This window comes from Mangrovimonas aestuarii, assembly GCF_028767185.1.
Taxonomy (GTDB): domain Bacteria; phylum Bacteroidota; class Bacteroidia; order Flavobacteriales; family Flavobacteriaceae; genus Mangrovimonas_B; species Mangrovimonas_B aestuarii.
In genome coordinates this window covers 195,793-219,350 of sequence record NZ_JARACK010000006.1, presented here as the reverse complement: position 1 = coordinate 219,350, position 23,558 = coordinate 195,793, and the positions used below count along the sequence as shown (strand labels likewise).

The window sequence follows — 23,558 nt, the reverse complement described above, 5'->3', positions numbered from 1 at the left end:
TTTGTCATAATGTGAGTGAAATATCTATTTTAGTAGCTTAAATTGAATTTATGAAACCATCATCTTTGGTATCCATTATCATCCCAACTTATAACAGAGCTCATTTAATCTCAAGAACACTTGATAGTATTCTTGATCAAACATATAGTAAATGGGAATGCATTATTGTTGACGATGGGAGTACTGATGATACTAAAAATGTTGTACAAAACTTTGTTGATAAGGATAGCAGGTTCCAATACTACCGGCGACCTAAAAGCATACCTAAAGGGGCTAATGCTTGCAGAAATTATGGGTTTGAATTAAGTCGGGGTGAGTTCATTAACTGGTTGGATAGTGATGATGTTTTTCTTCCTGAAAAACTTGAAGTTCAGATGGTGACTTTGCATGATAATCAAGTGCCTTATTGTATATGTCAGTCTATGTGGATTGATCAAAATAGTGGGAAACCATTAGGCTTAAGAGCTAAAAATATTACATCAGAAAATAGATTTGAGGACTATATTTTATATAGAATTTTTTGGTCCATAATGGCTCCCTTATGGAGAAGGAATTTTTTGATAAATAATAATTTAACGTTCAATGAAAGTCTGCACCAATCTCAAGAATATGAATTTCATATAAGAGCTTTAGCGGTAAACTCAAATTACATTATCATAAACCAGTCTTTGGTTGAAATGTTTAAACATGACCAAAATTTATCCAACAATATTCTTTTTGACATAAATAAAATTAAGTCTAATGTTCTGGTGAAAATGCAAGTGCTAGAAAATTACGGGGATAAGTTAAGTGAGCAAACTAAAGTAAAACTGCTCGAAATAATAACAATAATGTTTAAAGAATTATTGTTGCTAAAACAGTTTAAAGCTGCATTTTTTGTGTTAAGGAAATTGTTAAGAGGGGTGGAGTATATAGAAGTAAATCCCTTTGATAAAGTGTTATTTAAGAACCGAGTATTTTTAATTTATGTTTCTTACCTTTTATTAGGAAAAGGATATAATATATTAAAACCTTTACGGTATGCTTAGTCTTGAATATAGATGGAATAAATTAAAATGCTTGATTCGAGTTCGAGTATCAGAATGTTGTAATTTTTTGTTTAATCCAGTTGTAAGGAAACAGCTTGATGATTATAAGAGTATACCAATTATAATTATAAGTTTTAATAGGTTGCACTATTTAAAGAGATTAGTAGAGGTATTGTTCCAAAAAGGGTACAAAAATATTGTTATTCTGGATAATGCTTCATCTTTCCCTCCATTGTTAGATTATTTAAATGATATTGCAGATAAGGTTACGGTTCATAGATTAAAAAACAATGAAGGACATTTGACTTATTGGAAAAATCGTAAAATATATCGCATGTATTCTCAAGGATATTATGTGGTAACCGATCCCGATGTTATACCAGTAGAGAATTGTCCCGATGATTTCTTAAAAACTTTTATTGAATTGTTGCACCTCGCTTACGATAGAACCAAAGTTGGTTTTTCCCTTAAAATTGATGATTTGAAAGATGAAAATCCCAATAAGGAGAGGATTTTAAAATGGGAGTCAAGGTTTTGGAAATCAAAAATGCACCCCAAAGCATACAAGGCAGAAATAGATACAACATTTGCACTGTATAGACCAGGGTACGATTATAAATTAAAACACTTTACCAAAGCATGGAGAACGGATTTCCCTTTACAAGCACAACATGGAGGGTGGTATTTAAGTGATGCCTTATCTCTGGAACAGGAATTCTATTCTAAAACAGCAAACCAATCTGCTTCTTGGATAACAAATTCTAAAGGGGAATTGACTAATAAAGTTCACAAATCGCTTTATGAGTAAAGAAAAACCATTGGTGTCCATTTGCATCCCAACCTTTAACGGGGAGCGTTTTATTAACGAAGCGATGGATTCTGCGATAAGCCAATCTTATTCAAATTTGGAAATTGTAGTATCTGATGATGCTTCAACAGATAGAACGTTAATTATTTTAGAGGGCTTTAAAGAGAAAACCACAATACCGATTTACATATATAAACACCAACCATCAGGAATTGGAGCCAATTGGAACCACTGTGTGCAAAAGGCTAATGGAAGTTATATAAAGTTCCTGTTTCAAGATGATGTGTTGTTGCCTTCTTGTATTGAACAAATGATGGCTGTAGCAGGTTTTAATCCTAGAGTGGGATTGGTATATTCCAAACGTGGTTTTATTTATAGTGAATTAACTCCCAAAATAACAAGTTTTATAGAGTACTATCGCGAACTTCATCGGTATTGGGAGTCAGTAGGGGTAAAAGAAGGAGTGCTAAAAGGAACAGATTATTTAAAGGATAGGCAATTGTTAAGCTCCCCTAAGAACAAAATTGGTGAGCCCACTAATGTGTTGCTTAAAACCGATTGTTTTAAAACAATAGGGTATTTTAATGAAACTTTAAAGCAAGGGTTGGATCATGAATATTGGTATCGGGTAATGACCAAATATAACATAGGGTTTGTAAATAAACCATTGGCAAAATTTAGACTGCACAATAACCAAGCCTCCCATGTAAATAAAAGTGGAGGATTAAATGAAACAGATGTCATTTATAAAAGTTACTATATAAACCTTTTCAGGTATTTGCACAGTAAAAATAAATGGAAATTGCTAAAATTGTATCATCCTATTTTAAGTAAATTAGTTAAATTGAAGCAAAATTATGCAGGAGGATAGTCCCTTAATCAGTATCGTATTACCCGTTTTTAATGGAGAGAAAACATTAAAAGCGACTCTGGTGAGTTTGTTAACACAAACCTACTCTAATTTTGAGTTGCTGATTGGGATTGATGGAACTAAGGACGGTTCTAAAGTTATAGCCGAAAGTTTTGGAGATCCTAGAATTAAACTCATTGAGCATCCTCAAAATTTGGGGCTGGCTGAAAATGTAAATAAACTTGTAGCTTTAGCTGATAAAAAAACTGAGTTTATAGCTATGGCTGAGCAGGATGATATTTATGTTTCAGAGAGATTGCAGTGGCAAGTGGAAGTGCTAAAAGAACAACCAGAAGTCGGGTTGATCTCTGGTATTGCCGAGTTTGTTAGTGAAAATAATAAAATCCTTTTTCCGGGCATTTTAGTGCACGGAAAGCAATTTCCTCAAGCAGAGAACTTGTTTAGGTTTCTCTATGTTAATCAACTAAAAGTGGTCAATACCTGCATGATGTTTCGAAAATCGGTGCATCAAAGATACGGTCTAAGATTTAATAATACTTATGGGAATTTTAATGTGGATTGGGACTATGTGTTGCGGTTCTCCTTAGTGTCTAAAGTATATGGGATTCCTAAAGTCTTGGTCACTATGAATAGAAGCATAGCAAATAATTCGGTAACTAGAGATAAAACCTCACAACACAAAGCATCAAGATTGTTGTTAAGGGACTTCCGAGAAGAATTTCCAGAAATTATTTCAACACAATTTTATAAAGAAGCATTAAAACAGCATAGGAAGATTGAGATAGGTCATCAATCAAAAACTAAAATAGTTTCATTGTGCTTGGCTTATTCCCTAAGATATTGTGATGATTATTTTTTGAAATATCTTGGTAATCGTATTAAAAAATATAAAGTAGATCACTTTGGATAATAAACTCACTACTAAAGCTTATTGGGAAGCTTATTACGGACAAAATTATGCGAAAAAGAAACATGTTTTTAACGTGTGTTCACACTATGATAAGTTTTGGGATCAATTTATGGAGGGGGTAACACCGAATTCCGATATTATTGAAATTGGAGGGTATCCAGGACGTTACTTAGCATATCTTTCTGTTAAATATGGTGTAAAGCCTACCTGTCTGGATTTTAATTCAAACTCCACTCAAGTTGAACTGGTATTCGAGGAGCTGGGGGTGAGAGATTATCATATAATAAATGAAGACTTTACTACTTTTAGTACTGATCAAAAGTATGATTATGTAATGTCCAATGGTTTTGTAGAGCACTTTGAAGACTTTAATGCCATTTTGGATTTACATGTGAAATATCTAAAAACAAATGGGAAATTATTAGTTATGTTGCCCAATAAACGGTCTCTTCGGAGACTTTATGGTTATGCTTGTGACTACAAAAATTTAAAAGCGCATAATTTAAAAAGTATGAAACTCAAGGTTTTAAATGACTTTGCGAAAAGAAATAATCTTAAAGTATGCAGTTTACAGTATTATGGAGGGTTTCCATTTGCTGTACATCAGCCTTTAAATATTTTTCAGAAAGTTATATTTAAAGCGACACGGAAGATTTTCAAGCGATTGAACCCGTTTTTAATGAAGTATCCGTCTAGATTTTACAGTGCTTCCATTATTGGGATATTTGAAAAAGCATAACCTTTGAAGAAATTAAAGATTGCCATATTCTCAGGAGTTATTCCCTCAACAACCTTTATAGAGTATTTAATACAAGAAGTGGGGGGCGTTTATCAAGTGTTATTATTTGGTACCGTGGAGAAAAAAGTAAAATATGGAGGAAATTGTATAAAGCTCTATCCAGCGTCTAAAAGCCATATAAAAAATCTATGGGTTAATATTTTGAGGAGTTTTAAGTTAATCATTAGAAGACCAAGGGATTTTTTTAAGTTATTGCACGAAATAAAGCGGTATAAGGCATACTATGATAAATGGGTTTGGTTTACCAAGTTTTTACCAATTGTACTTTACAAGCCAGATATTCTTCACTTACAGTGGGCTAGGGATATAGAATTTTATGGGTTTTTACAAGATGATTTCAATATAAAACTAGTACTTAGCTTAAGGGGGGCACACATAAATTATACTCCGATATTACAGCCCATGATAGCCGATATTTACAGAAATACTTTTCCTAAAGTAAAAGGGTTCCATGCGGTATCAAATGCAATTTCCAAAGAAGCTCAAGCCTATGGTGCAGAAATATCAAAAATAAGGATGATTCATTCTCCTCTCAATGTAAATACTATTAATAATTTCCACCCCAAGCAAAGAGTTTCAAGTGATCCTATTAAATTAATTTCGATAGGACGTTTTCATTGGGTTAAGGGGCTTAAATATTCCATACAAGCCTGCGATGTCTTAAAAAACAAAGGGGTTGATTTTGAGTATATTATCGTGGCAGATCATCTTGCTGAAGAAGTGCGATTTCAAATCAATCAATTAAACTTAAAAGAAGAAATAAAGGTTGTCCCTTTTTTAACTCAAGACGAGTTGTTTAGAATGATGAAAGAGATTGATGTTTTGATTTTGCCAAGTTTGAAAGAAGGAATTGCTAATGTGGTTTTGGAGTCAATGGCATTAGGTGTTCCTGTGATTTCTACCGATTGTGGGGGGATGTCCGAAGTGGTGATTCCAAATGAAACAGGGTGGTTGGTGCCTACTCGTAACCCTCAGGCTATAGCCAATGCCGTTAGGGAAGTAATAAATACACCTCCACAAGAGTTATATCGCATCACTAAAAATGCCCACAACTTTGTAAAGGAGCATTTTAATGCAGAGCAATCCATTAAGCAGTTTTTGGAGTTGTATGATGCGGTGATGGCAAAGGATGATTATTTCGTCACTACGAGGAGGGCAACGACGAAGTAGTCTGTATTATGGGAAAAAGGCGCTTCTCTTTAAGGTGAAGTTATCTGTCGGAGAAAATAGCCAACTACGAACTAAAACTAAACTCCTTTCCCTAGACAGGGAAAGGTGGCCGAAGGTCGGAAAGGGTTGAACGAAGTCTACAGAAGAGTGCTAACGAAATTGATATAATTACCAATTATAACATTCCATTTCTTATATTAGCATAACAGCCAATGAAAACCATAAAAACCCCCATTATACCTATTCAGCAAACCTTTGCTAAGCTTAATCAATCCCATGATTTGGATCTTAAAGCTATTTGTGTGTTTGCGGCAACAGGTTTTTTTTTGGATCAGGATACCTATTGGAAAGATGAGGTGGTACTGCCTCCTGCATCCATTAATACTATTGATGACAAGGGCTATTTGATAAAAACAGAGCCTTGGTTTAAATGGTTTCATGCTCCTAGGGAATTAACCTTTAACAAGACTGTTGGAGAATTCACAGAATTATTCGAAACTATAGTTCAAGAGCAAATCCAAGGGAAACGAGTCATTTTACCGCTATCAGGGGGCTTGGATAGCAGAACACAGGCTGCAGCTTTAAATCGACTTAAAGCCGAGGTGCTCTCTTATAGTTATGAATTTCAAAATGGATACAAAGAAACCCAAATAGCTCAGCAAATAGCTGAAACATGCGGCTTTGAATTCGAAAAGTACAATATTCCTAAAGGTTACTTATGGAATAAGATTGATAAATTAACGGAGATAAATAGCTGTTATTCAGATTTTTGCACCCCAAGGCAAATGGCGATTTATAATGAATTTGATACCATGGGAGATGTGTTTTCATTGGGGCATTGGGGAGATGTGTTGTTTAACGATATGGGAGTAGAGGATGATTTGTCGTTTGAACGTCAGGTAGATGTAGTGTTGAGTAAAATCATTAAAAAAGGAGGAAAGCAATTAGCAGAAACCCTATGGAAGACTTGGAGTTTAGAAGGGGATTTCTACGACTATTTTCATAGTAGAGTAGCCATCCTCATGAAGAACATTGATATTCCTCACAGTGCAAATGCTAGAATTCGGGCATTTAAAAGTATGTATTGGGCACCACGTTGGACGTCGGTAAACCTAGCCATTTTTCAATCGAAACACCCTGTATGCTTACCGTATTATCACGATAGTATGTGTCAATTTATATGCGAGCTACCAGAGCAATATTTGGCAAAACGCCAAATTCAAATTGAGTACATTAAGCAAAAGGCACCTCATTTAGCGGAGATTACATGGCAGGATCATCGACCATTTAGCATAAACTCTTATCACCTTAACAAGCTGCCATACAATTTGCCTTATCGAATAAAAAATAAGTTAGGACGAACTTTAAATGTGCTTCATGGAAAACGTTACGTACAGCGCAATTGGGAGTTGCAGCTTATTGGAGAAGAAAATAAGTCAAATTTAAAAGGTAGATTATTAAAAGGGGAATTTAATGATTGGGTACCCACAAAAATGGTCAAACACTATCTTAATAATTTGGAATCCAACCCAACTTCAGCTAGCGCTCATCCCGTAAATGTGCTGTTAACCTTGTCGCAATTCCATAAACAGAGTGATTGTGTCACAACGAATTAAAATTTTATATACCATACCTAACTTCCATACCGCTGGTAGTGGTAAAGTAGTTTACGATTTGGTAAAGGGGTTAAATAAAACTAAGTTCGAACCACATATCTGCTGCATGCATAGTAAGGGAGCGTTTTTCGAAGAGGTGGAAAAGTTAGGGGTGCCAATTCATATTTTTCCTTTCCAACAGGACTATCGCCCCTTGATAACACTGCCTTTAAGAATTTATAAAGTACATCGTTTTTTTAAAAAGTACAAATTTGACATCATTCATTCCTGGCATTGGAGTTCCGATTTTACGGAGCCATTGGCTGCCAAATGGAGTGGTATTCCATTTGTCTATACCAAAAAAGCAATGGGCTGGGGTAATAAGGCTTGGCGTTGGCGCTCCTTATTGAGCACCAAAATTATAACCATTAATAAGGATATGGAAGCCTTTTTTATAGGAATGAAAGATAAGTTGATACCTATGCCTCTAGGAGTTGATACTGAACGTTTTCAGCCTTTGCAAAAAACGTTTGAAATCCCAGGGGATGTCTCATTTAATCAAGGTGATTTTGTTATTGTTACAGTGGCAAATTTAGTGCCAGTTAAAGGAATTGAGTTATTGCTTGAGGCTGTAAAAAATATTGGAGTTAGTAAAATAAAGGTACTTATAGTAGGTGATAATAACTCAGACTATGCGAAGGGATTAATGGATAAGTATGGTGAGATAGCATTTTTTTTAGGGAAGAAAAATGATGTTAAACCATATTTGGCAGTGGCCGATTTATTTGTGATTCCTACTAAGGATGAAGGACGAAAAGAAGGATTGCCTATTGCCCCTATGGAAGCTATGGCTTCGGCCCGTTTGGTATTGGGCTCCGGAATCTCTGGGATTACTGATCTTTTAGAACCTTTTCCAGAGTTTGTATTTAAGCCTTCAGATGTTCGGGACTTGCAATATAAAATTGAATCGGTATATCAAATGGATATAGCCGATAGAAAAAATAAAGCAGAGGAAATGGCAGATTTTGTTCAGCAAAACTTATCTTTAAAACAGTGTGTAGAGCAACACCAAAATCTGTATCAATCCCTGAAAAATTAGTATAGACAATGCTGTTTAATTCTTTGGACTTTGCTATTTATTTGCCAATTGTTTTTGGGCTGTATTGGTTTGTTGCTGCTAAGCACAATATAATACAGAACCTTTTGATAGTATTGGCTAGCTATGTGTTTTATGGTTGGTGGGATTATCGTTTTTTGGCTTTGATAGCTTTCAGTACTTTAGTGGATTATACAGTAGGCTTACAGCTCAAAAAAACAGATAGTAAACAAGCTAGAAAAGTATGGCTTTATTTAAGTATATTGGTAAACTTAGGACTATTGGCCGTCTTTAAATATTATAACTTCTTTGTAGATAATTTTGTGACAGCCTTTTCTTGGTTTGGAAGGGATATCCAGCCTAATACCTTAAACATTATTCTTCCTGTAGGGATCAGTTTTTATACGTTCCAAACGCTAAGTTATACTATTGATGTATATAAAGGAAAGCTAACGCCGACAAAAGATCTTATAGCTTTTACCGCTTTTGTGAGTTTCTTTCCCCAATTGGTTGCAGGACCAATCGAAAGAGCTTCAAATCTCTTGCCTCAGTTTTTTAAAAATAGACAGTTTGACTACGCCAAGGCAACCGATGGGTTACGCCAAATTCTCTGGGGATTGTTTAAAAAAATAGTAATAGCAGATAACTGTGCACAGTTTGTCAATATTATTTTCGACGATTATCACAATTATTCAGGGAATACGCTCTTTCTGGGAGCGATGTTTTTTGCATTCCAGATTTATTGCGATTTTTCAGGTTATTCCGATATTGCTATTGGTACAGCGAGACTCTTTGGATTCAATCTTAAGCAAAACTTCGCATTCCCATATTTTTCAAGGGATATAGCAGAATTTTGGAGACGATGGCATATTTCCCTGTCCACTTGGTTTCGTGATTATGTTTATATCCCCCTTGGAGGTTCGAGAGGATCACAATGGACGCAGATAAGGAATGTTTTTATCATCTTTTTGGTAAGTGGCTTTTGGCATGGAGCTAATTGGACCTTTGTGGCTTGGGGAGCACTAAATGCATTATACTTTTTACCGCTGTTATTGCTAAATCAAAATAGAGTGCATACCAATGTAGTGGCTCAAAATAATATATTACCGGCAGGTAACGAACTAATGGCTATATTGGTAACCTTTGGATTGACTACGATTGCCTGGGTATTCTTTAGAGCAGAAAATATTGGTCAGGCGATTGATTATTTATATCGAATGTTTTCAGGAGATTGGATGCATTTACCCAAAGTACGCCCAACATTTTTAATTGTTTTAATAGCTCTGTTTTTATTGGTTGAATGGTTTGGACGTCATGATCAATTCGCTATAGAAAAATTATGGCTCCGCTTTCCCAGATGGTGGCGTTGGACAATTTATTATGTAATTGCAATGGTGATTTTCCTTTATGGAGGCAAAGAACAGGAGTTTATTTATTTTCAGTTCTGATATAATAAATAGGTGTAGATTTATAAAAAAACGTCAATTCGCCTGCTTGTCAATCAACGTAGGAGGGTTTCATTGCCAAAGTGCATGGAAAGCAGGTTTTTTCAGGTAGAAAAAGTATCGAGAACAGTTTTTTAAATCATTGTTACACTCTTTATTAATAATATTTGAGAAACTAATGAAGCTTTTGGCTCCCTTTAGGGAAGGTGAAGACAAAAGCGATTAAATAGCTAGTTCTAAATTAGAAGTTAAAGTAAAAAGAAGTAAAAAAATAAATGTCAGGCTGAGCGGAGTCGAAGCCTATATTAAATGAACAAATTCTTATTTAATATTACACTTTTTTCTCTTCTGTTGATTATCGGAATTACAGCCGTATTTTCCATGGCAGATGGTTCAACGGATTCCTTTTATTTAAAATTAACCACTCCTAAGCAAAAATCACTGATTATAGGATCTTCCCGAGCGGCTCAAGGATTACAACCGGAAATAATAAATGAAGTCATAGAGGGCAAAGAACTTTATAATTTTGCGTTCTCACGAGTGCATACCCCTTATGGAGAACCATATTTTAAAAGTGTTCAAAAGAAAGTGCAGCCTAATGTTGAAGATGGTTTGTTTGTTTTAGAGGTTAACCCATGGGTAGTATCCGAAAAAGAAAATGAACAGGAAATAGAAATATTTTATGAAAGTCGAGGCTTTTTAGGAAAAGTTAATAATGTTGACCTAAACCCCAATTTTGAATACCTTATTGAGTCTTTTGGTAAAAGGTATATAGATATTATTTCCAATAAATTTGTCGCTTCAGATAAAATCAATGTCATTGTTCAGTCAGATGGATGGTGCAAGGTGTCTTTACCAGACGCTTATGATCAGAAAAAAGTCAAAAAAAGCACCTTGGAGAGATATCAGCTAATTCAACAGGAGTATAAAGGAGTCTCAGACAAAAGAATGAAAAGCCTTATAGAAATCGTGAATTACTTGAAAGCACATGGAACGGTAATTTTGATTAGATTACCAGTGTGTGATGATATGCTTGAGATCGAAAACAAACTGATTCCAGATTTTGATGGGTTAATGAGTCAGGTGGCTAAGAAAATGAATATTAAATACATTAATACGATGCCCTTAAGGGAACAATACCTATATTCGGACGGGCATCATTTGGAGACCAACTCCAGTATGGAATTTTCAAAATATTTGGCAACCCTTATCAAAAAGACACTATAGAACCCAAAAGTAAAATAAAAGTAGGATTGGTGTTATCCACGCCACCGGCATATTCAGAAACCTTTTTTAATAATAAAATTAAAGGGTTGCAAAAGTCGGGCATTGATATATACTTGTTTGTGCAAAATAATCCCAATAATTATCGATTATGTCCTGTAATAGTAGCACCAACTGTACCTAAGGGAATAATTCAACGTGGGTTTAATTCAATGGTTATCCTTTTAGGGATGCTACCATATTTTAAACGGGTGATAAGGTTTGTAAAACTCGAAAAAAAGATAAACAGGTCACTTGCTCAAATCTCTAAAAATATATACAATAATGACCATCTGTTAAAAGCCGATTTGGATTGGGTACATTTTGGCTTTGCTACCATGGCACTTCAAAGTGAAAATGTGGCTCAAGCTATCGGAGCTAAAATGGGAGTAAGTTGTCGTGGTTTCGATTTGGATGTGTACCCCCTAAAAAACCCTAATTGTTATAATGATCTTTGGGATAAAGTAGATAAGCTGCATCCTATCTCACAATACATGTTTAGTAAGGCGTGTCAATTGGGGTATCCCAACAATAAACCATATCAAATTATTACACCTGCTGTTGATAAAGAAGGAAGAAATAATATGTGTAAAGTATCTTCAGATATCTTACAGTTCTTAACTGTTGCGCGATTACATTGGATAAAAGGGTTAGAAGAAACGTTGGAGGCATTGGCACGTGTTAAAGAATCGGGTGTCAATTTTCAGTATAAAATCATTGGGTCAGGAGAATTAATACAACCATTAAGGTTTGCTGTTCATCAATTGGGGTTGACAAACTATGTTGATTTAGTCGGGAAACTATCTCATGAAAGAACTATAGAGCATCTTAACTGTTCTGATATATATATCCAGTACAGCCATTCAGAAGGCTTTTGTAATGCCGTACTAGAAGCTCAAGCTGCCGGATGCCTGTGTGTGGTGTCCAATGGAGGAGCGCTTTCAGAGAATGTTTTAGAAGGGAAAACGGGATGGGTGGTCCCAAAGCGAAACCCTAAATTGTTGGCTGATAAAATTTTGGAAATTTTGAAGATGCCCGAATCCCAAAAAAATAAAATCAGAGAAAATGCCTATATAAGAGTTAGGGAAAAGTTTAATCTTGAAAAACAACGTTTGGAATTTTTGGAGTTTTATGAATAAAGTAGTCATTCTATTGGGACAAAGGGTAAGAAGCGGTACTAATTTCGTAGGAACGACTATTGGTAAACATCCAGATATTGTTACTTTCCCTCCAGATAAATCTATGGGGGAATTTAATTTGTTCCCAGATAGGGCGATTAAGGAAAGTGTTTTCGATAAGGTATCAAACTACGCTTTTGGTATAAATATATCTTCAAAGGATGAGCTTGCGTTTTTTGAAGCCTATGGGGAGTTGTGGCTCAAGCTCTTAAAAGAAAAATATAGGGTTGATGAGACCAAGACAATTTTTATCAAATCTTTTATTGTCTACAATTTAGACTTATGGCAAAAAGCATTTCCCAATGCTAAAATAGCGATGATATGTAGAGACGGAAGGGATAATGTCATTTCTTCTGTAAAGGCTTCAAACGATAAAAGAAACTGGCATAATTGGAGTCTTCGTGTTAAGAAAAAAGCCTTTTATGCTTTAGGATTGTATTTTTTAGGACATGCGCTGCATTGGAAAAAAACAGCTAGGGCGTTCTCAAAAATACAAGAGTGTGCTCAGGTTAAGAAGTTTAGATATGAAGACCTTGTGGATTCAAAAACAGGAATTGAAAAGCTATTACATTTTTATGGACTGGATACAAGTGACGAGATTATTTCAAACTGCATTAATGCACCTGTCGTAGGGAGTTCTTTTGGTGTAGACTCCAATAATGAGGCAAAACCTAATTGGCAACCCGATTACGATAAATCGAAATTTAACTTTATAGGGAAATGGTCTAAATGGGGGCCTTTTAAGCGAGCATTATTTAAACTGTTGGCAAATAAGGAGATGACAAAGTTAGGGTATTATTCTAATGATCTAGAAAATGACCTAGATGCTTTAGAAACAGTAAAATAAGTTAATCATTGCTAAGTCTCAGTAATTGTTTAATACTTTAATTACATCCTCATAAGGCAATCCTAAATAATCACTGGCCTCTCTAATGGTAACCAATTGGTGTTTTTCCTTTTTATGTAATACTTTAATGTCCTGTATCACATCACGAGCATACCGAGATCCTCTTCCCGTGAGAATCTCAATGTCTTTCGCATAGATACATAACCGTTGCATAAGCACTTGTTCGATTTAAGGCGTTTGTAGTGGGTATTTAGTGAAAAAGAGGATTTGTAACCGAGAAGGGCTAACGTATAAACCTACACAAAAATCCTGCCATTTTCTTACGTATTAGTATGAAAAATGATACTGCTAATAAGTAATTTATTATGACTTCTTGTCAAATTGAGCGGAGTCGAAATCGCTATTTTTTTAATAAAAATTATTATTGACTAGCTGTTGGTGTAGCAGGGGCACTCGAATTGATATTAGGAAAATTTTTTAGACAACATCTTAGGGTGATAGATTGATTCTTTAAGATAAATCGAAGCCGAATGATATAAGGTCCCCAGGGGGATTTAGGGAGAGAAGGCAAGAAAAATGTAACAAACAAAATCCTTACCCTAGTCAGGGGAAGGTGCCGTAAGGCGGAAGGGGTTGATAGGTTAAATTTTTTCTAACTCTCTAAAAAAAAACAGTCAGTTCGCCTGCCGGTCAATTTATTCTCCAAATAATCTTGTATTAAACTTTTTTCTGTCAAGTTGAATAATCTAGTCTAACTTAATCAAAAATCTTTCACCATGTATTGTCAAGTCGAGAAGCCTGTCCTGAGCTTGACGAAGGGGAGTTGAGACTATTAGAGAAAAATTTCACCTTAATGCAAACATCAATTAGTAGAGTGAGAAAAAGCACTTAATTATTTCATCAAAAATTTTTATTCTCAAAGTAATATTTCCAGTACCTCTAATTAATGGATACTTAATGGATAGTGTATGGAATTCTAATTTTGGAATAACCGGAATAATTGGTTTAAATCGGAACAAACGGCACAAATGGACAAAAACGGCATAAATAGGCAAAAACGGAACAAACGGTCATGTCAATTGGGGAAATGAAAAATTATAGGGTACTTTCATCATGTCAGTTAATTCACAGGTTTGTTGGAACTGAATTTTATAAGCAGCGGCCGATGCTTATGCGCGCCTCTTTCAACGCCTAATGAACTGACAAATAATGAATTGTAAAACCGATAGCAATGGAGATCTCTTAATTCAAAGAAATTTGGAAGAAGGATAAAATCCAAAGGGGTTCCATTACTATCATAAAATAATAAGATTATGGCAAAATTAAGAAGCATAATCAAGATCGAAGGTACCCTGGACGATCTTACCTTTTATAAGGGCAAACAGGGGTATTTAGTGAAAACAAAAGGCGGTGTTAGCAAAAAGAGAATAGAATCCGATCCGGCTTTTGCTAGAACAAGGGAAAACGGACAGGAATTTGCTCAAATTGCTTCATCAGGAAAATTGTTAAGAGGAGCTATCCGTAGCATGATGATTGATGCTAAAGATTACTTGGTAACGTCTCGGTTGGTAAAAACCTTGGCTAAGGTAAAAAACGCAGATACAACATCGCCTCGTGGGCAGCGTAAAGTAGCTGTTGGGTTAGCTACACCTCAAGGCCAGGAAGCATTAAAAGGATTTAACTTTAATGCAGATGCAATTTTGAGCAGTGTGCTGTTAACAGGATTTAGTTTAGATACCGCAACGGGAGAAATCGTTATTACCGATTTTATGCCAATTCAAAATCTACATGTGCCGGAAGGAGCAACACATGTGAGCTTTAGTTCAGGTTTTTTGAATATCGATTTCAGTACTGGAGATAAAAATCTGGAAGTAAGTCCGGTATCTAATATGCCAATCGATGGTGCAAGTTCAACTGTGACATTAACACCTGCAGCAGTTCCGGTTGGAACAGCTGTTCAGTGTTACTTTCTAAAAGTTGCATTCTTCCAAGAGATCAACGGCCTTCAATACCCATTGAATAACGGGTCTTATAACGCTTTAGAGCTCATCGATGTGATGTAACCCTTCGGGTGTAGGTTTTTATAAGGCGGCTTTTTAGTCGCCTTTTTTGCATTCAAAATCCAGTTATACCCAAGCGTCACTTCGATTATCCAGCATGGGCTGGATGTATCGAGAAGAAGCGAGATAGAAGAATTCATTCTAGTTTGGCAATCATTATGTAGAAACGATTAAAGTGAAAGTATTGACCTAGAATGACAATCAAACAAATAATGATTGAACGGTCATTGCGAACGGAACGAAGTGAAGTGTGGCAATCTTTGCCAAGCGAATGCAGGAGTACAATACCTTAATATTCCTTGTTCGTTTTAAACAGATTTCTATAAAGTGATTGGGGTATTTAGAGTCGTTTTTTAGCTCTTACTATTGCCCTTTAGGGTTAGGGAAAGACAGTAAGAGAGGTTTATTATTGATATTTGTTTAATTTTGAAAATACCTCGCACAGCAAGTCGAAGCTTTTAGTTTACTATCCTTGATTAGAGAAAAAAATAAACTGATTTTAATATATGTTTTCTATGATTAAATTAATCTTGAATAAAGAGACTTCTCTCCAAGAAAACCTCTATTTTTAGTCCAGGTTTAAACCAATGTATTTTGCTTTAATGATAGCCCTTTTTGATTTCCTCAAATATCTCCAACCCACCCATTACTTTCTTTTACCAAAAGAGAATGGAGCTTTCATTTATCCTATACCTAAGGTTTTACCAGATCATATTAAACAGAGACTTCAGGTAGATGAAGCTTATGAAAATGAAGAAGCAAAAGATTACGACTTGTCTTGGCAAGCCATTCAGATCGGATATATAGGAGATGCTCCTTGTTACAACGATTTTAAAGATGTTTGTCTAAAGGATAATTACCGATTTATTAGAAAACAATTCCATAGGGCTTGGGTGTTCTATGTTTTTGTTTTAAGGATTGTATCTGGGAAAAATCCCTTTAGGGAGTTTAGTGCTTGGTATGTAACTCGTCAGGTAAAGCAAATGGATTATAGTATAGGGGCATTGGAGTACTCTGGTTTGGTGACAGAGAAATCTCATTTGTTGGAAACAAATCCTAAAGTAAGTGTGGTTATACCTACGCTAAACCGTTATGAATATCTTAGGGATGTTTTAATCGATTTGCAGCAACAGGATTTCAAAAATATAGAGGTCTTGGTGATTGATCAATCGGAACCTTTTAAAAAGGATTTTTATAAGGGGTTTGATTTGGATCTACATGTAACATACCAAGAGGAAAAAGCCTTGTGGTTGGCACGCAATACCGCCGTTAAGCAAGCTAAAGGGGTTTATATCTTGTTGTATGACGACGATAGTCGTGTTGAGCCTAATTGGATTAGTGAACACTTAAGGGCATTGGATTATTTTAATGCCGACATCTCTTCAGGAGTGTCCATTTCTAAAGTGGGGGCACCTACTCCTAAGCATTACAGTTATTTTAAGGTGAGCGATCAACTAGATACTGGGAATGTCATGATAAAAAAAGAAGTATTTGAGGTAGTTGGTTTATTCGATAGACAATTTGAAAAACAACGTATGGGAGATGGTGAGTTTGGACTGCGTGCCCATCAAGCAGGCTTTTTAAATGTGTCCAACCCCAAAGCAAAACGTTTACATTTAAAAGTTGATAGTGGTGGATTGCGACAAATGGGAAGTTGGGATGCGTTTAGACCAAAGTCTATCTGGTCACCCAGACCAATTCCCTCCGTCCTTTATTTGTTCAGGAATTACTTTGGAAATAAGCAGGCTAGATTAGCGTTGTTGCGTAATCTTCCCATGTCAGTTGTGCCTTATCGATTTAAAAAGAATAAGTTTATGTTGACTTTTGGTGCGGTTTTGTCTGTACTAATGTTTCCTATAGTGCTGTTTCAGTTAGGGAAGTCGTGGTATTTAGCTGATATAAAATTAAAAGAGGGACATAGAATTGAACGATTGACCTAAGATGGAGAATCAAACAGGGAACATACTTTTAATTAGTTCTGAGTTTCCACCTTTACCAGGGGGCATAGGGAATCATGCGTTTCATCTAGCAAAGGGTCTTTCCAAAAGCTGTAAAGTAACAGTTATTGCCGATCAACGCTCCGAACATCTTGAAGAAGAAAAGCATTTTGATAAAGATTTACCGTTTAAGGTGGTTAGAATACCATTGTCAAAACCTAGAGGTATAATGTACCTTAATCGTATTTCGAAAAGTGTTGCAGAAATTAAAAGTGTCACTACGGTAATGGCGACAGGGAAATTTCCGTTATGGTTGGCGGCAGGTTTAAGTTTGTTGTACAAGCGAAAGTATATAGCTGTAATACATGGTACGGAGGTTAATTTTAAAAATCTATTATTAAAGAGATCTATAGATGCGGCTCTTAAGCGCTTTACTATGGTGGTGGCAGTGTCTATTTACACAAAAGAACTGGTAGACCATTTACAATTGAAGGATGTTCGAGTTATTCCTAACGGCATTGATTATAATCTTTGGCAGTTAAATGGTGAAGAAAAACAAGAGTTGCAAGGAAGTCCAGCTTTAATAACCGTAGGACATGTATCCGAACGTAAGGGGCAGGCCAATGTAATTAGGCAGTTGCCTGACTTGATAAAGCAGTATCCAGATATCCACTACCATTGTGTGGGGATTCCAAGTAATCAGAAAGAGTTTGAATTTATAGCTAAAGAGTTGAAGGTTGAAAATCATATAACCTTTCATGGGGTGTTGCCGTTTTCAGATTTAAAGCAGAAACTGGCAGCAAGTGATGTATTTATTATGTTGAGTCAGGAAACCGATACCGGGGATGTAGAAGGCTTTGGGATAGCCATTTTAGAAGCTAATGTTTTGGGGAAGCCTGCGATTGGGGCAAAAGGATCAGGTATTGAGGATGCTATTAAAGGCGGTGAAACCGGGATGTTAGTTGATAAAGACAGTCCGAGTGAGATGGGACAGGCGTTATCAGAAATCATGAAAGATTACATTATGTATCAGCAGAATGCCCGAAAGTGGGCAAAGCAACATGATTGGGAGTTGGTGGTTAAAAGGTATTTGGAATTAATCTGAAGAATTTGGTCATTTTTAATTGAAATAGATAATGTTCTTCCTCTTTTTAGGGAGGGCGCGCATAGGGCTGAAGAGGGTTGGTTTTACCAAAGATAATCCGTTAATTTATCATCAGAACCAAGAAGCTTGAAACTAACCATAATATCACATACAGAACATTATAAACTTGACGACGGTACCATTGTAGGATGGGGACCAACCGTGACAGAGATTAACCATCTTTTGGAGGTCTTTGATCATATTTTTCATGTGGCTATGTTACATGAAGGAAAAGCACCTTTATCGGCATTGCCGTACCAATCAGAGCGGGTTACATTTGTGTCGTTGCCTCCGATGGGCGGGCAAAGTTTAGCAAGTAAGTTTCACTCAATGGTAATGGCGCCCAAGGTTATTGGAATTGTTAGGGGAATCTTAAAGAAGTCTGATTGTTTTCAGTTAAGAACTCCTACAGGTATTGGAGTATACCTGATTCCTTTTTTAAGTTTGTGTGTTAAGAAACAAGGATGGTATAAGTATGCGGGGAATTGGAATCAGAATCAACCGCCTTTGGGATATCGATTACAAAGATGGATGCTTAAACAACAAGGGAGGCCGGTCACTATCAATGGGGATTGGGCCAATCAGCCAGAGCACTGCCTGACTTTTGAGAATCCTTGTTTGACTGATGAGGATATAATGGAAGGGGAGGCAATACTAACTTTGAAAGATTGGTCGGGAAGATTGAATTGTTGTTATGTGGGGCGCTTGGAAACTGAAAAAGGTGTGGGTAGAATTATCAAAGCCTTGGAAGCTTTACCTAATGAGGCAAAATCTAAATTGGGAAAGGTGCATTTTGTCGGTGATGGCAAGGACCTAAATCACTTTAAACAGATGGCAGAAGGAATTGGAGTAGAAGTAGTATTTCATGGTCTTTTAGAACGAAACAAAGTGTTCGATATTTATAAGAAATCTCATTTGTTCTTGATGCCCACGACTGCCTCAGAAGGATTTCCCAAGGTAATTGCTGAAGCAATGAATTTTGGATTACTACCTATAGTTTCTAAAATATCATCAATAGGTCAGTATATTAGTCATGGACAAAATGGTTTCTTGTTGGAGAATATTACAGAAAAGGAACTTAAGGAGGTTTTAGAAAATGTACTTTCCGGCGATTTTAATGTGCTAGATGAAATGACTGGAGATAATTCAAAATTGGTACAAAAGTTTACTTTTAACCATTATAACAACAGAATACATCGGTTAATGCAAGTAAATACAAGTTTACAAGTTGATTAGGGCTTCACGAAAATATACAAAAGACAATTACATCTCCTTGGTGCTAATGCATATTGGAATGGGGGGGGCTTTTTTTGTGATGGAGCCGCTGGCGAAGCTGTTTTTCCTTATAATAATGTTATACTTTATCTGGAATATTGTAGCAGCCTCTGATAAGGAGAAGACTTATGAAATATTGCTTGCCTGTGCCTATTTTTCTGGTGCCGAGATACTGTTTAGAATGACAAAAGGAGGCTTGGCTTATGAGGCTTCTAAATATTTAGTGATTCTATTCACTTTGATGGGGATATTTTTCAAAGGAGTCTCAGGGAAGGGGTATCCCTATTTTTTATACTTAATTTTATTAGTTCCGGCCATATTAGTAGCTTCAGTAACGTTAAGCTTCGGTGCTAATTTTAGGACTAACATAGCCTTTGTACTCAGTGGACCGGTATGTTTGGGAATTGCAGCATTGTTTTGTTATGATAGAAAAGTAACTCATAAACAAATACTGGATGTAATTCTCTATCTTGCGTTACCATGTATTGCAACAACTACTTATTTATTCCTTTACAACCCCAGTGTAAAAGATGTGCTGTCTGGTACGGCTTCTAATGCGGCAGCTTCTGGAGGGTTTGGACCCAATCAAGTGTCAACAGCTTTAGGACTTGGGATGTTTGCAATGGTGGTTCGTTTGTTTATGCAGTCTCCTACTTTTTTTCTTAAATTACTAAATCTGGCTATTTTAGGAGCAATGACTTTTAGAGCGATTGTGACTTTTAGTAGGGGAGGAGTGTTTGCTGCTATTATTGTAGTGGCTGCATTTTTAATGGTGATGTATATGAAAGCGTCATATCATCGTAAAAATCAAATAATGGGCTCTTTTTTCCTTTTTACTGTCGCTATTATGGTCACTTGGACTATAAGTTCTGCTCAAACGAAAGGATTGATAGACAAACGCTATGCAAATGAAGATGCTTTAGGCCGTGAAAAGAATGATATTGCTACAGGTAGGGTGGATTTGTTTATGGAAGAGGTTGATGGTTTTTTGAGTAGTCCATTTTTAGGGATAGGAGCTAGCAGAGTAAAAGACATTAGAGTTGAACGGGATGGGCATGAATTGCCGTCTCATAATGAAGTAGGGCGCTTGTTGTCTGAACATGGTTTTTTTGGAATAATAATACTTTTAATACTGATATTTAAACCATTATCTTATAGAACTAGAAATAAAAAGAGCCTGTATTTCTATGCTTTTTTAGCCTTTTGGTTTGCAACGATTAACCATTCAGGGATGCGTATTGCTGCTCCCGCTTTTTTATACGCTTTATCTTTAGTGAATGTAACCAATGAGAAACCTACTTTACATAGGAAACAGATTAAGCAACTCCAAGGCTAATGTGTCTTCCATACAGTTGCACGGTGCCCAATTAGAAAATGAAGGCTATGGGGTATGGTATGCTTCAACTAAAAATAACAAGTTGTTTAGGTTGTTGGATATGGTTGGAAGTTGTTTTATTCATGCCAAAAAAGCTGATAGGGTTATAATAGATACTTATAGCACACAAAACTTTTATTATGCCTTAATAGTAGGTCAATGTTGTAGGTTATTAAACTTAAAATACATTCCCAGTTTAAATGGCGGCAACTTACCTTATCGCTTAAAGAGGAACCCTTATTTGTCAAAACTCATTTTTAAGCACGCCTATGCAATGGTTTCGCCATCACGGTATTTACAGGAGGCATTTGCAAGCTATGGTTATAAAAATGTGATCTTTATTCCAAATGCATTACATATAGAAGATTACCCATTTTTGTTACGTAACATATCATCAATAAAATTGTTGTGGGTAAGGTCGTTTTCAAATATATATAATCCAGCTATGGCAGTTAAGGTTTTAAAAATCTTAAAAGATAGTGGTTATACTACTGAGTTATGTATGGTTGGCCCTGATAGTGATGGGAGCTTGGCTGGGGTTAAGGCTTTGGCAAATACATTGGGAGTAACAGTAAAGTTTACGGGTAAACTCAGTAAAAAGGAATGGACAACGTTGGCAAAAGAATACAATGTGTTTATCAATACTACCAACTTTGATAATATGCCGGTTAGTGTAATTGAAGTTATGGCTTTAGGGTTACCTATTGTATCTACGAATGTTGGTGGGATGCCTTATTTGATAGAAGATAATAAAGAAGGCTTGTTAGTTCCTGCTAATGACGAAGAGGCCATGGCTGATGCTATTTTGAGATTGCATGGAGATAGTACGTTGACAGAATCTCTAGCTCTGGCGGCTCGTAAAAAAGTGGAAGACTATGATTGGGAGGTTGTTAAGGGGCTTTGGAAAGAGGTATTATGTAGTTAGTATCAAGTATTAAGTCAGGCTTGTTCTCGAACCTTCTGCCTAAATAACTTAAATTGTTAAGGTGGCAGGCAGATAAAGCTAGGAAAAGAACTGGCAGAATGACTATGTGAGCTGACTTTATGTATTACTCTGTTTAAATGCAGGTGAGACTGCGTTCGCTTGTTAGCCTCGCAGTGACGTTTAGGAAAAGTTTGTACTTCAAATTAACGAACTAATCAATCCCGAATCAACAGATTTACGGTTGATGTTTGTAGATTGCTAAATTTTTTGAATAATCAAGTCTATATTCTATTATCTATCAGTAACGCGGTCTAGGTTCTTCAGAAAAGTCCCCCTTTTTTATCTTTCACCTTATCAATACTTTGTTCTTAATGCTATGTGATAAATAGCTACTGTCCTCTAAAAAACAGCACAGTAGTAAGGGTTTTTACCATAATGTTGATATCTAAAAAGAAATCGCGGTGTTTAATGTAGTACAGATCGTATTGCAATTTTAGCATACTTGCTTCTACGGAGGAACCGAAGCGCACATTGACTTGCGACCAACCCGTAAGTCCGGGAGGAATGACATGGCGAGTATCATAAAAAGGAATGGATTGTGATAATTCTTTAACAAATTCAGGGCGCTCAGGTCTTGGACCTATCAGGCTCATTTCTCCCTTCATCACGTTAATGAACTGAGGAATTTCGTCCATTCTTAATCCACGCATTAGTTTCCCGAATGGTGTTACTCTTTTATCATTTTTAGTTGTCCATTGTGGGCCGTTGGGTTCGGCTTCAGGGATCATGGTTCTAAACTTGATGATTTTGAACGTTTTTCCAAATCGCCCAACACGGTCTTGGATGTAAAACAGTGGTCCGCGGTTTGCAACAAGATTAATCGCGAAGATAAAAGGAAGCAGTATTACCATTACTAATAGCCCCAAGCAACTTACAATAATGTCTGTAAGTCTTTGGAAAAACTGATACAACGCATTGTAATTACTACGGCTGAAGGGTAGGTGTTTGTAAAATTCATTCCCCATAGTGTGCACCGGAAGGCGGTAGGTCATATCCTCATACACTTTATTGTATTCCTTAATGGGAATGCCATGATCCATAAGAGACATAAGGTCATTGTAGACATGTGGATGTAGGTCGTCTATTCCTGAATTGGTAATAATTACTTCCGATACATTTTCTAAATGCACCACCTCGGTGATGGGGAGATTTTGATAGCCTTCAAACGAACTCCCGTTCAGTGGTTTTTTTGTCATGGTTTGGGAACAAACCGAACCTATAATATGGTAGTTGGGGTCGGCTTTTTCTAAAGCTAAAATCAACTGACCGGTGTTTTGTAAATCGCCTACGAACAAAACCCGTTTATAAAATCGGGGAGTGCTAACCAAATAGATGTAACCTAACCGCCAAAGGAAGAGCCCAGAGATGATTGCCAAATAGAAATATAGAATATGTAGGCGTTTTTCTGGTAGAAAAGGTGTCCAGAATGGTGTCATCAAATAAAAACCAACGGTTAAAGTAGCGGTAAGCACGATGTTTATGAACACTCTATAGAGCTCACTGGATTTTTTTAGATCGTACATTTCAAAAACAGTCCCAAAAATGGTGATGTATAACATGAGTACAAATATCCAAACCCAATTATCTGTAGATATGGAAAAATAGTTAAAATGAAAATAACTCCCTATAAGGTGAAGCAGGCACAATACAAATGTAATATCAAAAAGCCGAAGGAGTATTTTTCGCTCAGAGATGTTAAAGTGCCAGTTTCGTTTGGTCATTTTTTTGGTTGGATTTACAAAGTTAAATATAGTGGGATGAAATGAAACCCA

At 36.1% G+C, this 23,558-nt stretch carries 20 protein-coding genes; 18 read left to right on the top strand and 2 right to left on the bottom strand.

Annotation, left to right across the window (positions count from 1 at the left end):
* The first annotated feature begins 50 nt into the window (after nucleotides 1–50).
* From PWU04_RS09625 to PWU04_RS09570, 12 genes are all read left to right on the top strand, one after another.
* The gene (locus tag PWU04_RS09625) at nucleotides 51–1,028 is read left to right on the top strand and encodes a glycosyltransferase family 2 protein (protein WP_274475884.1); all 978 of its coding nucleotides are present in this window, start codon (nucleotides 51–53) and stop codon (nucleotides 1,026–1,028) included.
* Nucleotides 1,021–1,836 (top strand): glycosyltransferase family 2 protein, encoded by an 816-nt coding sequence (locus PWU04_RS09620; protein ID WP_274475883.1) that lies wholly within the window; start codon nucleotides 1,021–1,023, stop codon nucleotides 1,834–1,836. Before PWU04_RS09625 ends, PWU04_RS09620 begins: the two co-directional genes overlap by 8 nt.
* Nucleotides 1,829–2,707, top strand: coding sequence for a glycosyltransferase family 2 protein (locus PWU04_RS09615; protein WP_274475882.1), 879 nt, complete (start codon nucleotides 1,829–1,831; stop codon nucleotides 2,705–2,707). Before PWU04_RS09620 ends, PWU04_RS09615 begins: the two co-directional genes overlap by 8 nt.
* Nucleotides 2,694–3,617 (top strand): glycosyltransferase family 2 protein, encoded by a 924-nt coding sequence (locus tag PWU04_RS09610; RefSeq protein ID WP_274475881.1) that lies wholly within the window; start codon nucleotides 2,694–2,696, stop codon nucleotides 3,615–3,617. The genes PWU04_RS09615 and PWU04_RS09610 overlap by 14 nt, the downstream gene beginning before the upstream one ends.
* On the top strand, nucleotides 3,610–4,356 hold the full coding sequence (locus PWU04_RS09605) for a class I SAM-dependent methyltransferase (RefSeq protein WP_274475880.1): 747 nt from the start codon (nucleotides 3,610–3,612) through the stop codon (nucleotides 4,354–4,356). Before PWU04_RS09610 ends, PWU04_RS09605 begins: the two co-directional genes overlap by 8 nt.
* A 3-nt stretch (nucleotides 4,357–4,359) precedes the next feature.
* Nucleotides 4,360–5,586: a glycosyltransferase family 4 protein gene (locus PWU04_RS09600; RefSeq protein ID WP_274475879.1), complete on the top strand. Its 1,227-nt coding sequence runs from the start codon at nucleotides 4,360–4,362 to the stop codon at nucleotides 5,584–5,586.
* 212 nt (nucleotides 5,587–5,798) lie between these two features.
* A complete protein-coding gene (locus PWU04_RS09595) occupies nucleotides 5,799–7,202 on the top strand; it encodes an asparagine synthase-related protein (RefSeq protein ID WP_274475878.1) in 1,404 nt (467 codons plus the stop codon).
* Nucleotides 7,186–8,280: a glycosyltransferase gene (locus PWU04_RS09590; RefSeq protein ID WP_274475877.1), complete on the top strand. Its 1,095-nt coding sequence runs from the start codon at nucleotides 7,186–7,188 to the stop codon at nucleotides 8,278–8,280. The genes PWU04_RS09595 and PWU04_RS09590 overlap by 17 nt, the downstream gene beginning before the upstream one ends.
* 8 nt (nucleotides 8,281–8,288) lie before the next feature.
* Nucleotides 8,289–9,725 (top strand): MBOAT family O-acyltransferase, encoded by a 1,437-nt coding sequence (locus tag PWU04_RS09585; RefSeq protein WP_274475876.1) that lies wholly within the window; start codon nucleotides 8,289–8,291, stop codon nucleotides 9,723–9,725.
* Between the two features lie 306 nt (nucleotides 9,726–10,031).
* Entirely contained in the window at nucleotides 10,032–10,949 is a 918-nt protein-coding gene (locus PWU04_RS09580) for a hypothetical protein (RefSeq protein ID WP_274475875.1), read from the top strand.
* 29 nt (nucleotides 10,950–10,978) lie between these two features.
* Nucleotides 10,979–12,124: a glycosyltransferase family 4 protein gene (locus tag PWU04_RS09575; protein ID WP_274475874.1), complete on the top strand. Its 1,146-nt coding sequence runs from the start codon at nucleotides 10,979–10,981 to the stop codon at nucleotides 12,122–12,124.
* Entirely contained in the window at nucleotides 12,117–13,010 is an 894-nt protein-coding gene (locus tag PWU04_RS09570) for a sulfotransferase (RefSeq protein ID WP_274475873.1), read from the top strand. The genes PWU04_RS09575 and PWU04_RS09570 overlap by 8 nt, the downstream gene beginning before the upstream one ends.
* An 18-nt stretch (nucleotides 13,011–13,028) precedes the next feature.
* Here the strand turns inward: PWU04_RS09570 and PWU04_RS09565 are convergent, their stop codons facing one another.
* A complete protein-coding gene (locus PWU04_RS09565; RefSeq protein WP_274475872.1) occupies nucleotides 13,029–13,223 on the bottom strand; it encodes a hypothetical protein in 195 nt (64 codons plus the stop codon).
* A 1,100-nt stretch (nucleotides 13,224–14,323) separates the two neighbouring features.
* Between PWU04_RS09565 and PWU04_RS09560 the strand changes: the two genes are divergently transcribed.
* The 6 genes from PWU04_RS09560 (at nucleotide 14,324) to PWU04_RS09535 (ending at nucleotide 21,726) form a co-directional block, all read left to right on the top strand.
* Nucleotides 14,324–15,073 (top strand): hypothetical protein, encoded by a 750-nt coding sequence (locus PWU04_RS09560; protein ID WP_274475871.1) that lies wholly within the window; start codon nucleotides 14,324–14,326, stop codon nucleotides 15,071–15,073.
* A gap of 584 nt (nucleotides 15,074–15,657) precedes the next feature.
* Nucleotides 15,658–17,010: a glycosyltransferase family 2 protein gene (locus tag PWU04_RS09555; protein WP_274475870.1), complete on the top strand. Its 1,353-nt coding sequence runs from the start codon at nucleotides 15,658–15,660 to the stop codon at nucleotides 17,008–17,010.
* A gap of 1 nt (nucleotide 17,011) precedes the next feature.
* Entirely contained in the window at nucleotides 17,012–18,112 is a 1,101-nt protein-coding gene (locus PWU04_RS09550; RefSeq protein WP_274475869.1) for a glycosyltransferase family 4 protein, read from the top strand.
* A 126-nt stretch (nucleotides 18,113–18,238) separates the two neighbouring features.
* Nucleotides 18,239–19,387 carry a glycosyltransferase gene (locus PWU04_RS09545; protein WP_274475868.1) on the top strand — a complete coding sequence of 383 codons (1,149 nt, stop codon included), beginning with the start codon at nucleotides 18,239–18,241 and terminating at the stop codon, nucleotides 19,385–19,387.
* 115 nt (nucleotides 19,388–19,502) lie between these two features.
* Nucleotides 19,503–20,762, top strand: coding sequence for an O-antigen ligase family protein (locus PWU04_RS09540; RefSeq protein WP_274475867.1), 1,260 nt, complete (start codon nucleotides 19,503–19,505; stop codon nucleotides 20,760–20,762).
* A complete protein-coding gene (locus tag PWU04_RS09535; RefSeq protein WP_274475866.1) occupies nucleotides 20,713–21,726 on the top strand; it encodes a glycosyltransferase family 4 protein in 1,014 nt (337 codons plus the stop codon). The genes PWU04_RS09540 and PWU04_RS09535 overlap by 50 nt, the downstream gene beginning before the upstream one ends.
* Nucleotides 21,727–22,115: 389 nt before the next feature.
* Here PWU04_RS09535 and PWU04_RS09530 read toward each other — a convergent pair whose 3' ends face one another.
* A complete protein-coding gene (locus PWU04_RS09530) occupies nucleotides 22,116–23,507 on the bottom strand; it encodes an exopolysaccharide biosynthesis polyprenyl glycosylphosphotransferase (protein WP_274475865.1) in 1,392 nt (463 codons plus the stop codon).
* Nucleotides 23,508–23,558 lie beyond the last annotated feature (51 nt).

Excerpts from the sequence above, each read along its gene's own strand:
- PWU04_RS09625 (WP_274475884.1), top strand. The coding sequence starts at position 51 with ATGAAACCATCATCTTTGGTATCCATTATCATCCCAACTTATAACAGA.
- PWU04_RS09620 (WP_274475883.1), top strand. The coding sequence starts at position 1,021 with ATGCTTAGTCTTGAATATAGATGGAATAAATTAAAATGCTTGATTCGA.
- PWU04_RS09615 (WP_274475882.1), top strand. The coding sequence starts at position 1,829 with ATGAGTAAAGAAAAACCATTGGTGTCCATTTGCATCCCAACCTTTAAC.
- PWU04_RS09610 (WP_274475881.1), top strand. The coding sequence starts at position 2,694 with ATGCAGGAGGATAGTCCCTTAATCAGTATCGTATTACCCGTTTTTAAT.
- PWU04_RS09595 (WP_274475878.1), top strand. The coding sequence starts at position 5,799 with ATGAAAACCATAAAAACCCCCATTATACCTATTCAGCAAACCTTTGCT.
- PWU04_RS09585 (WP_274475876.1), top strand. The coding sequence starts at position 8,289 with ATGCTGTTTAATTCTTTGGACTTTGCTATTTATTTGCCAATTGTTTTT.
- PWU04_RS09580 (WP_274475875.1), top strand. The coding sequence starts at position 10,032 with ATGAACAAATTCTTATTTAATATTACACTTTTTTCTCTTCTGTTGATT.
- PWU04_RS09570 (WP_274475873.1), top strand. The coding sequence starts at position 12,117 with ATGAATAAAGTAGTCATTCTATTGGGACAAAGGGTAAGAAGCGGTACT.
- PWU04_RS09565 (WP_274475872.1), bottom strand. The coding sequence starts at position 13,223 with ATGCAACGGTTATGTATCTATGCGAAAGACATTGAGATTCTCACGGGA.
- PWU04_RS09560 (WP_274475871.1), top strand. The coding sequence starts at position 14,324 with ATGGCAAAATTAAGAAGCATAATCAAGATCGAAGGTACCCTGGACGAT.
- PWU04_RS09555 (WP_274475870.1), top strand. The coding sequence starts at position 15,658 with ATGTATTTTGCTTTAATGATAGCCCTTTTTGATTTCCTCAAATATCTC.
- PWU04_RS09550 (WP_274475869.1), top strand. The coding sequence starts at position 17,012 with ATGGAGAATCAAACAGGGAACATACTTTTAATTAGTTCTGAGTTTCCA.
- PWU04_RS09540 (WP_274475867.1), top strand. The coding sequence starts at position 19,503 with ATGTTATACTTTATCTGGAATATTGTAGCAGCCTCTGATAAGGAGAAG.
- PWU04_RS09535 (WP_274475866.1), top strand. The coding sequence starts at position 20,713 with ATGAGAAACCTACTTTACATAGGAAACAGATTAAGCAACTCCAAGGCT.
- PWU04_RS09530 (WP_274475865.1), bottom strand. The coding sequence starts at position 23,507 with ATGACCAAACGAAACTGGCACTTTAACATCTCTGAGCGAAAAATACTC.